This window comes from Nocardia neocaledoniensis, from assembly GCF_003182135.1.
Classification (GTDB): domain Bacteria; phylum Actinomycetota; class Actinomycetes; order Mycobacteriales; family Mycobacteriaceae; genus Nocardia; species Nocardia neocaledoniensis.
In genome coordinates this window covers 73,253-85,772 of sequence record NZ_QGTL01000007.1, presented here as the reverse complement: position 1 = coordinate 85,772, position 12,520 = coordinate 73,253, and the positions used below count along the sequence as shown (strand labels likewise).

The window sequence follows — 12,520 nt, the reverse complement described above, 5'->3', positions numbered from 1 at the left end:
GCGAGCGAATCATGTGCCAGCGCGCATCGCGCATGCCGCAGCCGAGCGCCAGCGAGGCGGAGGCATGAGCGGCAACCTCATTCTGTTGATCGTCATCGGCGCGCTCACCGCGTGCGGGGTGTATCTGCTGCTCGAGCGGGTCGTCTCGAAAATGCTGCTCGGCATGATCCTGCTCAGCAACGCGGTGAACCTGCTGATCCTCACCGTGGGCGGCGGTCCCGACGGCAAGCCGCCGATCCTCGGCGGCTCCGACACCTCGCCTGAGGGCATGGCCGACCCGCTGGCCCAGGCGATGGTGCTCACCGCCATCGTCATCACCATGGGCCTGGCCGCCTTCGTGCTGGCCCTGGCCTACCGCTCCTACATGCTGACCACCTCCGAGGACGTGCGCAACGACCCGGAGGACGAGCAGATCGCGGCCACCAGGGAGCAGGAGGACCCGGAAGAATGACCCTGTCCCCCGACCTGCTGCCCGCCCTCGCCGCCCTGCCGGTGCTGGTTCCGCTGCTCGGCGCCGCGGGCACGCTGGTGTTCGGCCGCAGGCCGCGCATCCAGGCGATCATCTCGCTGACCGCGCTCTCGGCGGTGCTGGTGATCAGCGGTTTCCTGCTCTACCTCGCCGACCGCGACGGCACCACCGCCGTGCAGGTCGGCGGCTGGCCCTCGCCCATCGGGATCACCCTGGTGGTCGACCGGCTCTCGGCGGCGATGCTGCTGGTCTCGGCGTTCGTGCTGCTCGTCGTGTCGATCTACGGTGCGGGCCAGAACATCTCCGACGGCGACGAGCACCAGCCCACCTCGATCTACCGGCCCACCTACCTCGTGCTCACCGCGGGCGTCTCGGCCGCGTTCCTCGCGGGCGACCTGTTCAACCTGTTCGTCGCGTTCGAGATCCTGCTGGCCGCGTCGTTCGTGCTGCTCACCGTCGGTGCCACCGAGGAGCGCATCCGCACCGGCATCGCCTACGTGATGGTGTCGATGGTGTCGTCGCTGATCTTCCTGATCGGTATCGGCCTCACCTACGCCGCCACCGGCACCCTCAACCTCGCGCAACTGGCGGTGCGGCTCGAGGCCACGCCGAGCGGCGTGCGCACGGCCTGCTACGCCGTGCTGCTGGTGGCGTTCGGCATCAAGGCGGCGGTGTTCCCGCTGTCGAGCTGGCTGCCCGACTCCTACCCCACCGCGCCCGCGCCGGTGACCGCGGTGTTCGCCGGCCTGCTCACCAAGGTCGGCGTGTACGCGATCATCCGCACGCACACGCTGTGGTTCCCCGACGGCGCCTTCGACAACATCCTGCTGGTCGCGGGCCTGGCGACGATGCTGATCGGCATCCTCGGCGCGATCGCGCAGAACGACATCCGGCGTCTGCTGTCGTTCACCCTGGTCAGCCACATCGGCTACATGGTGTTCGGCATCGGCCTCGCCAGCAAGGCCGGTCTCACCGGCGCGATCTTCTACGTCGCCCACCACATCCTGGTGCAGACCGCGCTGTTCCTCACGGTCGGTCTCATCGAACGCCAAGCCGGGTCGGTGTCGCTGCGCCGCCTCGGCGGGCTGGCCGCCGCGAGCCCACTGCTGGCCATCCTGTTCCTGATCCCCGCCCTGAATCTCGGCGGCATCCCGCCCTTCTCGGGCTTCATCGGCAAGGTCGCGCTGCTGGAGGCGGGCGCCGCCGACGGCAGCGTGCTGGCCTGGGTGCTCGTCGGCGGCTCGGTGGTGACGAGTCTGCTCACGCTCTACGCCGTGGCCAGGGTGTGGAGCAAGGCGTTCTGGCGACCGCGCGAGGACGCGCCCGAGGGCCACCTCACCGCCGCGAAACCGCCCACCCTGGTGGAGGATTCGACCGACGTGTACTACGAGGACCGCACCGACCCCGGCCGGATGCCGGTGCTCATGGTGCTCGCCACCACGGGCCTCGTCGTCGCGGGCCTCGCGCTCACCGTGCTCGCCGGGCCCGTCCTCGGCATCGCCGAGCGCGCCGCCGACGACCTCGACGATCCGTCGGTCTACATCGGCTCGGTGCTCGGCCCGGAGGCGCGATGAGCCGACTGGTCAACCGCGACAACGTGCTGCGGGTCAGCGTGCTCGGCTGGCTCACCGCCGTCTGGGTGGCGCTGTGGGGTGATCTCAGCGCCGCGAACGTGCTCGCCGGTTTCGCCGTCGCGTTGATCGTCGTGTTCGCGTTGCCGCTGCCGAAGGTTCCGGTGGCAGGGCGCTTCCACCCGCTGTCGTTCCTCCAATTGATCGCCACCAGCGCGTATTACGCGCTGGAGTCGAGCCTGCAGGTGGCCTGGTTCGCGATCAGGCCCGCCGGGCCACCGGTCTCGGGCGTGCTGCGGGTGCACCTGAGCATCCAGTCCGATCTGGTCCTGGTGATGGCGACCGACATCTTCAACCTCATCCCCGGCACCATGGTCCTCGAGGTGGACCGGGCGCGCTGCGTCATCTACGTCCACGTGCTCGACGTGGGCAGCGAGAAGTCGGTGGTGAAGTTCTACTCCACCACCCGGCGATTGGAGCACCTGCTGATCAACGCCTTCGAACGCCCACGCGAACGCCGCCGCCTCGGCCGGGAACCGGAGGCGCTGTCGTGACCGTCGTCGCCGTCATCGCCGGGGTGCTGCTCACCGCCGCGGCCGTGATCACCAGCTATCGGGTGCTGGCGGGACCGAGCACCCTCGACCGGGTCGTCGGGATCGACTCGCTGATGGCCATCGCCGCCTCCGGCCTCGCGGTCTGGGCGGCCTACAGCGGCGACACCACCGTCATCCCGGCGATCGTCGCGCTGGCCCTGGTCGGCTTCCTCGGCTCGGCCGCGGTCTCGCGGTTCCGCGTGCGGGACGACCGATGACCGGCTGGGAGTGGGTGTCGGCGGTGCTCATCCTGACCGGCTGCGCGCTGGCGCTGACCGCGTCGCTGGGCATCGTCCGCTTTCCCGACACCTTGACCCGTATGCACGCGGCGACCAAACCGCAGGTCGTCGGGTTGATCCTGGTGCTGGTCGGCACCGGCATCGACATCAGGCACGACGTCAACGTGTGGATGCTGGTGCTCACCGGGCTGTTCACGATCATCACCGCGCCCGTCATCGCGCACCTGCTCGGCCGCACCGCCTACCGCGAGCAGCGCCACCGCGACGGCCTGCTGCGCGTCAACGAATACGACCGCGACGACTAACCGGCGACCGCCGTCGGCGCGGCCACCCGGGCGGGCGCGGCGGCGAACCAGGTGGCGTGGAACGCGATCGCCACGCCCGCGGCCGCCCCGATGACCAGCGCGCCCGCGACCACCGGATACTCGGCCATCGGCACCGCGAGGTACCGGTACGAGAGCAGCAGGCCGGCGAACACCGCCGCGCCGAAACCGACCATCCGCCACCGGAACGCGCCCCACCCGCGCTCGGGCGCGCGCAGCGCCGACTCCACCGTCAGGCACAGCACCGCGCCCGCGATCAGGTCGACGCCGTAGTGATATCCGAAGCCGAGCGTCGCGGCCACGGTCGCGGCCAGCCAGAACGCACCGCCCCAGCGCAGCCACGCGGGCGCGCGTGTCCCGTCGATGTCGCGGCGGGTGTGGATGAACAGCGACAGCGCCCACGCGGTGTGCATCGAGGGCATGCAGTTGCGGGGGGTGAACTCGTCGAACGGCAGCGCGGCCGGGCTGTGGTCCAGCGGCGGCAGGGCCATCGGCCAGAAGTCGCCCACCTGGAAGCCGTGCCCGTCGGCGCCGTAGGCGAACATCGGCCCCACGACCGGGAACAGCACGTAGAACGCGGGTCCCACCAGCCCGAGCACCAGGAAGGTACGTACCAGGTAATGCGAGGGCCACTGCCCGGTCGGCACCACCCGGCGCAGCTGCCACACCGCGACGACGATCGCCGCCACCGGCAATTCGATGTAGACCCAGTGCAGCACCGCGTACACCTCGGGTCCGAGCGCGTCGACCACCCGGCCGAGCACCCATGACGGATCACCGAGGGCGTGATCGGCCAGCAGCAGGTATTCGTCGAACACCGCGGGCCGGGCCGCCGAGGTGACGTGCAGCCACACGTCACCGACCTTGGTGGCCAGGATCAGCAGCGCGCCGAGCGCGGCCGCCTTCACCGCGTCGGTGCGTTCGCGCCCCTGCCAGCGCACCGCCGCGACGACAGCCAGCACGGTCAGCACGATCGTCGGCCCGTTGCCGACCGTGAACGGCTTGCCGTCCAGCATCCGCAGCGCGGCATACACCGCGTCGATCGCCACCGCCGCCGACACCGCGTACACCCGCCTGCGCGCGTTGACGCCGACCAGCGCAAGCACCAGCCCGGCCCACGGCACCGACATCGACTTGGGGGTGCCGATGTAGTCGCGCGCCAGGCTTGCCAGCGGCCCGTCGAAGCCGTTGAGCGAGGCGGCCACCTGCAGTCCGATGAGCAGCGCGAGCACCGACGACACCCCGACGGCGGCGAGCACGCGTGGTTCACGGAGGCGGTCCCAGGCGGCGACACCCCCCGCCGCTGAACGCGGATGTTCGACAAGCATCCAAACATCGTAAACGGCGGGTGAACGCCACCCCGCCGGACAGCTGAACGCTACTGATCCAGCTCGCGCACCAGGGCATCGACCACGGCGACGAGATCGCCCTGCGATTGCGCGGCCACCCGGCGTTGCCGCTGGTAGGAGGCGCCGTGCTGGGGAATCTCGGCGACGGCGGCCAGCTCGTCGGCACAGCCGAGGCGGGCGGCCGTCGGCTCCAACCGGTTGAGCAGATCCATCAGATCGTCTGTGACCAAACGCTCATTGCTGGCGTCGTCGACGATCACGATGGCGTCGAGCCCGTAGCGCGCGGCCCGCCACTTGTTCTCCTGCACGTGCCACGGGGGCAGCGTCGGCAGCTGCTCGCCGTTGTCGAGCCTGCGTTCGAGGTCGACGACCAGGCAGTGGATCAGCGCGGCCACCGCGGCCAGCTCGGCCCGGCTGGACAGCCCGTCGCACACCCTGATCTCGATCGTGCCCCACTTGGGTGCGGGCCGGATGTCCCAGTGCATGCCGCCGAGTTGTTCGAACACACCTGTTTTGAGCTGGTCGTGCACGAAACCCTCGAACTGGCCCCAGTTCTCGAACTGGAAGGGCAGCCCGGCGGTCGGCAGCTGCTGGAACATCAGCGCCCGGTTGCTGGCGTAGCCGGTGTCGTCGCCGGACCACATGGGCGAGGACGCCGAGAGCGCGAGCAGATGCGGGTACGACAGCAGCAGCGAGTTCAGGATCGGAAAGACCTTGTCCCGGTGCGAGACTCCGACATGCACGTGCACGCCCCAGATCAGCATCTGGCGGCCCCACCACTGGGTGCGCTCGATCAGCTCGTCGTAATGCGGTGAGCGCGTGAGCTGTTGGGCCGACCACTGGGCGAACGGGTGGGTGCCCGCGCAGAACAGGTCGACGCCGAGCGGATCGGCCGCGCGGCGCACCGCGTCCATCGTCCCGCGCAGATCCTCCACCGCGCCGCCGACCGTGTCGTGCACGCCGGTCACCAATTCGACGGTGTTGCGCAGCAATTCCTTGGTGACCTGCGGCGTGCCGTCGTGGGCACGCCGGTCACCGACGGCGTCGAACACCGCAGCCGCGGTGTTGGACAGATCGCGCGTCACCTTGTCGACGAGCGCGATCTCCCATTCGATACCGATGGTCGGCCGCGGTGAGCCGGGGAACGGTACCGACTGGGCTGCCCCGGCCATGCGCGTCTCGCTAACCGACGACGCCGCAGGCGACCCGGCTACCGGCGTCGCCCGTGGACAGCGTGGCCTCGTCGGGGCCGGTGCCGCCCTCGCGGGAGTACCGGGGCGGGATGTTGCCGAAGTTGTCGGCGCCGGAGTGCACGATCAGCGCCTTGCCCTTGACCTGGTCCAGGGTGACGCTGTCGGTGGTGGTGACCAGCTTCGCGGTGCCGTCGGCGCCGACCTGCAGCGAGGACAGATCGCCGCTGGCCGGGTGCGCGTTGGCGGCGCCGACCTGCAGGTGGCCGCCCGCCGAGGCGAAATCGCCCTCGCAGGTGCCGTTCTGGTGGAAGTGCAGGCCGTGGAAGCCGGGGGTCAGACCGTGCGCCTCGACGGTGATGACCAGGTGGCCACCCTCGGAGGCGATGGTCGCGGTGCCGACGCCGCCGCCGGAGCCGTTCTTCAGTTCCGCCTTCAGGCCGCCGGCCGCCGGGGTACCGTGATCGCCGCTGCCGCCGTGGCTGTCGGCGGTGGTCGGCGCGCCGTGACCGCCGCTACCGCCGTGGCCTTCGCCACCGGGCGCGGGCGAGCTGGTCCACACCGGCGGCGTGGTCCCCTTGACGTCACTCGACTCCTGGCTGTTGGTGCACGCAGCGAGTCCGAACACGGCAACCGCGAGCACCGGGGTGACGGTGCGCCAGGACGGGCGACGGGTTGTCGACGTGGCCATCAGGGAACTCCTTCAGTGCAGGGGCTGTACCGCTCAAGATGATGCCACAGCGCTTTCACCGCGCACGGCACGGCGTGCCGCGCCCGTCGTCAGCTGCCGGTCAGCACGACGACGACGCCCGGCGAGGTGTCACCGGTCTTCGGCGCGACCGTTCCGCCGATCTCCGCGGCGATCTCGGTGGCGGCGGCCTTGTCGCCCGCGCCGCCGCCGTAGAACACCGTCGTCGCGGTGAGATTCGCGCCGGAGTAGTTGCCGGTGCTGACGTTGCTCCAGCCCGAGGAGGTCAGCTGGCTCGCGGTGCGCGCGGCCAGCCCGGCGACCAGGCTGTTGTTCAGCACCCGTACCGGCACACTCTGATCCACGGCACCGCCGGACGCGGTGGTCGTCGGCGCTGTGGTTGTCGTGGTGGTGGTCGGCGCGACCGTCGTGGTGGTCGGCGCCGCGGCGGCGCTGGTCGTCGTCGGCGCGGCCGTGGTGGCCGGCGCCTGCGCGACCGCGCTGGAGCTGGTGGTCTCTGTCTGTTCGGCCGGGTCGGCCGCCTCGGCGCCGGAGTTCGACAGCGACATCGCACCCAGGCCGGCGAAGACGATGGCCAGCGCGATCAACACCATCGCCAGCGCGCGCAGCGGTGGGCCGCCGGGGGTGGGATTCGGGTTGCTCACCCGCGCAACCCTAGTCGCAACGAGCCGAGTGTGGCTGTCATGTCAGACCTGGAAACCGAGTCGGCGGGCCGCGCGGGCCTTCTGCCTGCTGGCCCGCAGCCTGCGCAGGCGTTTGACCAGCATCGGGTCGGCGGCCAGGGCTTCTTCCTTGTCGACGACCGCGTTGAGAACCTGGTAGTACCTGGTGGCCGACATGGCGAACAGTTCACGGATCGCGTCTTCCTTGGCGCCCGCGTACTTCCACCATTTTCGTTCGAAGTCGAGGATCTCGAGCTCGCGGCGACTCAGGCCGCCGGGCTCGTCGATGGTCGCGTCGTGCGAATTCCCAGCTTCGATGTTGCGAGCTGCTGCGCCGTCCATCTTGCTCCCTCGCCGAGTATCACGAGATGAAAATGACGCTTGCACGTCGCGGATCATTGAACCACGGGTGCGGCGGATCGTAGGAGCCATGTCTCGGCGTGTTGGCCGCGGCGAGCCACGGCGGGCCCGGAGGCGGTAGCGCAGTGTAACCACGCAGGGCCCTCGAGGGTCGGCGCCATAGACCCAGCGCCAGTAGGTGTCGTGTCGGCCACAGGGGTCGGCGCCGCCCGGCGCACGGGTCCGGCGATAATGGCGGCCATGGCAATTCTCCCGATCGTGATCGTCGGCGACCCCGTCCTCCACACCCCCACCGCACCGGTGACGGAGACGCCGGCCGAGCTGGCCGAGCTGATCGCGGACATGTACGACACCCTCGCCGAATCCAAGGGTGTCGGCCTGGCGGCCAACCAGGTCGGCGTCGGCAAGCGGCTGTTCGTCTACGACTGCCCCGATGTCGACGGCTCCGGCAAGCCGGTGCGGCGCAAGGGCGCGGTGATCAACCCCGTGCTGGAGACCTCCGCGATCCCGGAGACCATGCCCGACCCCGACGACGACGAGGAGGGCTGCCTGTCCGTGCCGGGTGAGCAGTTCCCGACCGGCCGGGCCGACTGGGCCAGGGTCACCGGCACCGACGAGCACGGCGAGCCGGTCGACATCGAGGGCACCGGGTTCTTCGCCCGCATGCTGCAGCACGAGGTGGGCCACCTCGACGGCTTCCTCTACGTCGACGTGCTGATCGGCCGCAACGCCCGCGCGGCGAAGAAGGCGATCAAGCGCAACGGCTGGGGCACACCGGGTCTGAGCTGGATCCCCGGCACCGTGCCCGACCCGTTCGGCCATGACGACTGAGATCCCCCTCGGCCGCCGGGTGGTGATGCGGTACCAACTGCCCGAGGGTTATCCCCAGCCGCTCACCGATGTGATCGGCGAGCTGGTCTCGGTGGATCCGCCGTCGGTGCGCACCGCCGAGGGCGAGCTGGTCTCGGTGGCGCCGGACCGCGTCGTCGCGCTGAAGGCCCTGGGGCCGAGGCCGATTCGCACCAAGGAGATCCGCTCGCTGGAGACGGCGGCGGCGGGCGCCTGGCCCGGCGTCGAGCACCTGTGGATCGACGGCTGGCTGGCGCGCGCGGGCAATTCCTACACCGGCCGCGCGAATTCCGCGGTGCCGCTGGGTGAGTCCGGCGTGCCCGCGGTGCTCTCGATCGACACCATGCGCCGCATCGCGGACTGGTACACCGAGCGCGGCCTTCCGCTGCTGTTGCAGCTGCCCGATCGTCTCGCCCCGGTACCACCCGGCTGGAGCACCTGGAACGAGACGGTCGTGCTCGGTCTCGACATCGCCAATCTCGTCCTGCCGCAAGGCCCGTCGATGGTGCGGATCGCGGCCGAACCCGACGACGGGTGGCTGGCCGTGCACCGCTACCGCGGCGAGATCCCGCTGGATCCCGGTGTGCGCGAACCGGATCGGGCCGTCCTCGGCGCCGTACTCGACGGCACCCTCGGCTTCGCCTCGCTCGGCGTGCCCGACCCGCTGGCCATCGGCCGCGGCGCGGTGACCACGGCGCCCGACGGCCGCCGCTGGGTCGGCCTGACCTGCGTCGCGGTCGCGACCGCGCATCGTCGCAACGGGCTGGCCGCGCTGCTGTGCGCCGAGCTGATCCGCTGGGGCGCCGAGCACGGCGCCACCCACGCCTACGTCCAGGTGGAGGTCGGCAACGCCGCCGGTCTCGCGCTGTACCGCGAGCTCGGTTTCCTCGAACACCACAGCTACCGCTACGCCGCGCCGCCGAGCGCGGTCTAGAAAGGACCTCCGTTGCGTCTCGCCACCTGGAACGTCAACTCGGTGCGCTCCCGCGTCGACCGGGTGATCGCCTTCCTGGACCGCCACGACATCGATGTGCTGGCGCTGCAGGAGACCAAGTGCCGGGACGACCAGTTCCCGTACGAGCGGTTCGACGAAGCCGGCTACGAGGTCGCCCACGTGGGCCTCAATCAGTGGAACGGCGTGGCCATCGTGTCCAGGGTGGGGCTCACCGATGTCGAGATCGGGTTCCCCGACCAGCCCGGCTTCGACAAGAACGCGGGCGATTCGCTGATCGAGACGCCCGTCGTGGAGGCCAGGGCACTGGGCGCCACCTGCGGCGGGGTCAGGGTGTGGAGCCTGTACGTGCCCAACGGCCGGTCGCTCGACGACCCGCACTACGCCTACAAGCTGAGCTGGCTCTCGACCCTGCGCGACAGCACCGCCCGCTGGCTGGCGCAGGACCCCGCCGCCAAGATCGCGCTGGTCGGCGACTGGAACATCGCCCCCACCGACGAGGACGTGTGGTCGCCTGCGTTCTTCGCGGGCAAGACCCACACCTCCGGCCCCGAGCGCGCCGCCTTCCAGGCGATGCTCGACACCGGCCTGCGTGACGTCGTCCGCTCGTTCACCCCGGGCGCCTTCACCTACTGGGACTACACCCAGCTGCGCTTCCCCCGTAAGGAGGGCATGCGCATCGACTTCATCCTGGCCTCCCCAACGCTGGCCGACCAGGTCAAGGACGCGTCCATCGACCGCGAGGAACGCAAGGGCAAGGGCGCCAGCGATCACGCCCCGGTGATCGCGGAGTTCACCGACTGACCACGCCGTCGGCGGTACCGTGGAAGCAGGTCCATCCGGCCTGCGACGTAGCGGGAGGTGTGCTTGTGGCGTTCTATCGGCAGGTGGGGAATGTGCCCCCGAAGCGGCATACGCAGCATCGGGACGAGCACGGTCACCTCTACTACGAGGAGCTGATGGGCGAGGAGGGGTTCTCCGGCGACTCCTCGCTGCTCTACCACCGCGGCATGCCACCGGCCATCGTCGACGCGACGGTCTGGGAACTCCCCGACCAGACACTGACCCCGAATCATCCACTGCGCCACCGGCATCTGCGCCTGCCCGACCTGTTCCCCGCCGACACCCCGGCCGCGACCGACCCGGTGACCGGGCGCAGGCTCCTGCTCGGCAATCCCGATGTGCGGATCTCCTACGTCGTCGCCAAGGGCGCGTCGCCCCTGTACCGCAACGCCATCGGCGACGAGCTGGTGTATGTGGAATCCGGTGCGGCCGTGGTGGAGAGCGTGTTCGGCACGCTGCCGGTGCGGCAGGGCGACCAGGTGATCATGCCGCGCGCCACCACCCACCGCTGGCTGCCCGCGGGCGAGGAACCGTTGCGGGCGTACGTGATCGAGGCATCGAGCCACATCACCCCGCCGAAGCGGTACCTCTCCAAATTCGGTCAGCTGCTGGAGAATTCGCCGTACTGCGAGCGCGACCTGCACGGGCCGGCGAGCCCGCTGCTCGCCGAGGGCACCGAGGTGGAGGTGCTGGTGAAGCACCGGCCGGGCGCCGAGGTGGTCGGCACCAGGATGGTCTACGCGACGCACCCGTTCGACGTGGTCGGCTGGGACGGCTGCCTGTACCCGTACACCTTCAACATCGCCGATTTCGAGCCGCTCACCGGCCGGGTGCACCAGCCGCCGCCGGTGCATCAGGCCTTCGAGGCGATCAACTTCGTGATCTGCAATTTCGTCCCGCGCAAGGTGGACTATCACCCGCTGTCGATCCCGGTGCCGTACTACCACTCGAATGTCGACTCCGACGAGATCATGTTCTATTGCGGCGGAAACTACGAGGCGCGCAAGGGTTCCGGGATCGCGCAGGGCTCGGTGTCGGCGCATCCCGGCGGCTACGCGCACGGACCGCAACCCGGCGCCTACGAGCGCAGCATCGGCGCGGAGTTCTTCGACGAGCTGGCGGTGATGGTCGACACCTTCCGGCCGCTGCAGCTCGGCGAGGGCGCGCTGGCCTGCGAGGATCCGGCCTACGCCTGGACCTGGTCGGGTCGCGGGCCGGGGCTGCGATGAGCGCGCGGCTGCTGCGGGTCGAGGTCGCGCCGGACTCGCTGTTCGGGCCGGAGAACCTGCCCTACGGCGTCTTCGCGCCGCCGGGCGGAGAACTCCGGGTGGGCGCGCGACTCGGCGACACGGTGCTCGATCTGGTGGCGCTGCTGGGTGATCCGATCTTCGCGCGGCCCGACCTGAACGCCTTCCTCGCCGCCGGACCCGACCGCTGGCGCACCGTCCGCGCCCGGCTGCGCGAGCTCGCCGACGCCGAACTGCCGATCGACGCGGTGCACCCGATCAACGGCGTCGAGCTGGCCCTGCCGGTGCGCATCGGCGATTACGTCGACTTCTACGCGAGCATCGATCACGCCACCAATCTCGGCCGCCTCTTCCGGCCGGACAGTGAACCGCTGCTGCCGAATTGGCGACATCTGCCGGTGGGTTATCACGGGCGGGCCGGGACGGTCGTCGTCTCGGGGACGCCGGTGATCCGGCCGCGCGGTCAGCGCCGAACCGATTCGGGGACACCGGACTTCGGGCCGTCGCGGCGGCTGGACATCGAGGCGGAGCTGGGATTCGTGGTGGGCGCCGGGTCGCCGCTCGGCGTTCCGGTGGGGGTCGACGAGTTCGCCGAGCACGTGTTCGGCGTCGCCCTGGTGAACGACTGGTCGGCCCGCGACATCCAGGCCTGGGAGTACCAGCCGCTCGGCCCGTTCCTCGGCAAGTCGTTCAGTACCTCGCTCTCGGCCTGGGTGACGCCGATGGACGCGCTGGCCGCGGCCCGGATTCCACTACCGACCCAAACCCCGCAACCGCTCCCCTACCTGCGCGGCACCGAGGATCACGGGCTCGACATCGAGCTGGCGGTGGCCTGGAACGGCGAGGTCGTCGCACGGCCGCCCTACGCGCGGATGTACTGGTCGCCCGCGCAGATGCTGGCGCATCTCACGGCCAACGGGGCCTCGGTGCGTCCCGGTGATCTGTTCGCCTCCGGCACGATCTCCGGCCCGGAACGCGACCAGCGCGGGTCCTTCATCGAATTGTCCTGGGGTGGAGCCGAACCCATCACCGTCGGCGACGCGGAGCGCACCTTCCTCGCCGACGGCGACGAGGTCGTCATCACCGCGACCGCGCCGGGAACCGCGGGCCGGCCGATCGGCCTCGGCGCGGTCAGCGGCCGGATCCTGCCCGCGCGCGGGTAGT

15 protein-coding genes are annotated in these 12,520 nt (G+C 70.4%); 10 read left to right on the top strand and 5 right to left on the bottom strand.

The window, feature by feature from the left end:
* The first annotated feature begins 64 nt into the window (after positions 1 to 64).
* Genes DFR69_RS19645 through mnhG form a run of 5 tightly spaced genes read left to right on the top strand, consistent with a single transcriptional unit; the run spans position 65 to position 3,177 of the window.
* The gene (locus DFR69_RS19645; RefSeq protein ID WP_110039064.1) at positions 65 to 451 is read left to right on the top strand and encodes a Na(+)/H(+) antiporter subunit C; all 387 of its coding nucleotides are present in this window, start codon (positions 65 to 67) and stop codon (positions 449 to 451) included.
* Positions 448 to 2,043 (top strand): Na+/H+ antiporter subunit D, encoded by a 1,596-nt coding sequence (locus DFR69_RS19640; protein ID WP_110039063.1) that lies wholly within the window; start codon positions 448 to 450, stop codon positions 2,041 to 2,043. The genes DFR69_RS19645 and DFR69_RS19640 overlap by 4 nt, the downstream gene beginning before the upstream one ends.
* Positions 2,040 to 2,594: a Na+/H+ antiporter subunit E gene (locus DFR69_RS19635; RefSeq protein WP_110039062.1), complete on the top strand. Its 555-nt coding sequence runs from the start codon at positions 2,040 to 2,042 to the stop codon at positions 2,592 to 2,594. The genes DFR69_RS19640 and DFR69_RS19635 overlap by 4 nt, the downstream gene beginning before the upstream one ends.
* Entirely contained in the window at positions 2,591 to 2,851 is a 261-nt protein-coding gene (locus DFR69_RS19630) for a monovalent cation/H+ antiporter complex subunit F (RefSeq protein WP_110039061.1), read from the top strand. The genes DFR69_RS19635 and DFR69_RS19630 overlap by 4 nt, the downstream gene beginning before the upstream one ends.
* Positions 2,848 to 3,177 (top strand): monovalent cation/H(+) antiporter subunit G, encoded by a 330-nt coding sequence (gene mnhG, locus DFR69_RS19625; RefSeq protein ID WP_110039060.1) that lies wholly within the window; start codon positions 2,848 to 2,850, stop codon positions 3,175 to 3,177. Before DFR69_RS19630 ends, mnhG begins: the two co-directional genes overlap by 4 nt.
* Here mnhG and DFR69_RS19620 read toward each other — a convergent pair.
* From DFR69_RS19620 to DFR69_RS19600, 5 genes are all read right to left on the bottom strand, one after another.
* Entirely contained in the window at positions 3,174 to 4,454 is a 1,281-nt protein-coding gene (locus DFR69_RS19620; protein WP_373867002.1) for a phosphatase PAP2 family protein, read from the bottom strand. The genes mnhG and DFR69_RS19620 overlap by 4 nt on opposite strands.
* 119 nt (positions 4,455 to 4,573) lie before the next feature.
* Positions 4,574 to 5,716, bottom strand: coding sequence for a glutamate--cysteine ligase (locus DFR69_RS19615; protein ID WP_110039058.1), 1,143 nt, complete (start codon positions 5,714 to 5,716; stop codon positions 4,574 to 4,576).
* Between the two features lie 10 nt (positions 5,717 to 5,726).
* On the bottom strand, positions 5,727 to 6,425 hold the full coding sequence (sodC, locus tag DFR69_RS19610; protein WP_110039057.1) for a superoxide dismutase[Cu-Zn]: 699 nt from the start codon (positions 6,423 to 6,425) through the stop codon (positions 5,727 to 5,729).
* Between the two features lie 89 nt (positions 6,426 to 6,514).
* On the bottom strand, positions 6,515 to 7,087 hold the full coding sequence (locus DFR69_RS19605; protein WP_244198359.1) for a LytR C-terminal domain-containing protein: 573 nt from the start codon (positions 7,085 to 7,087) through the stop codon (positions 6,515 to 6,517).
* Between the two features lie 42 nt (positions 7,088 to 7,129).
* Positions 7,130 to 7,447: a nucleoid-associated protein NapA gene (locus DFR69_RS19600; RefSeq protein WP_110039056.1), complete on the bottom strand. Its 318-nt coding sequence runs from the start codon at positions 7,445 to 7,447 to the stop codon at positions 7,130 to 7,132.
* Between the two features lie 258 nt (positions 7,448 to 7,705).
* Between DFR69_RS19600 and DFR69_RS19595 the strand changes: the two genes are divergently transcribed.
* From DFR69_RS19595 to fahA, 5 genes are all read left to right on the top strand, one after another.
* Positions 7,706 to 8,296, top strand: coding sequence for a peptide deformylase (locus DFR69_RS19595; RefSeq protein WP_110039319.1), 591 nt, complete (start codon positions 7,706 to 7,708; stop codon positions 8,294 to 8,296).
* The gene (locus DFR69_RS19590) at positions 8,286 to 9,248 is read left to right on the top strand and encodes an N-acetylglutamate synthase, CG3035 family (protein WP_110039055.1); all 963 of its coding nucleotides are present in this window, start codon (positions 8,286 to 8,288) and stop codon (positions 9,246 to 9,248) included. Before DFR69_RS19595 ends, DFR69_RS19590 begins: the two co-directional genes overlap by 11 nt.
* A 12-nt stretch (positions 9,249 to 9,260) precedes the next feature.
* Complete coding sequence (locus DFR69_RS19585) at positions 9,261 to 10,070, top strand: exodeoxyribonuclease III (RefSeq protein WP_110039054.1); 810 nt, start codon at positions 9,261 to 9,263, stop codon at positions 10,068 to 10,070.
* A gap of 65 nt (positions 10,071 to 10,135) precedes the next feature.
* Entirely contained in the window at positions 10,136 to 11,338 is a 1,203-nt protein-coding gene (locus tag DFR69_RS19580) for a homogentisate 1,2-dioxygenase (protein ID WP_110039053.1), read from the top strand.
* Positions 11,335 to 12,519, top strand: a complete 1,185-nt coding sequence (gene fahA / locus DFR69_RS19575; protein ID WP_208644019.1) for a fumarylacetoacetase — start codon at positions 11,335 to 11,337, stop codon at positions 12,517 to 12,519. Before DFR69_RS19580 ends, fahA begins: the two co-directional genes overlap by 4 nt.
* The last annotated feature ends 1 nt before the right edge of the window (position 12,520 follow it).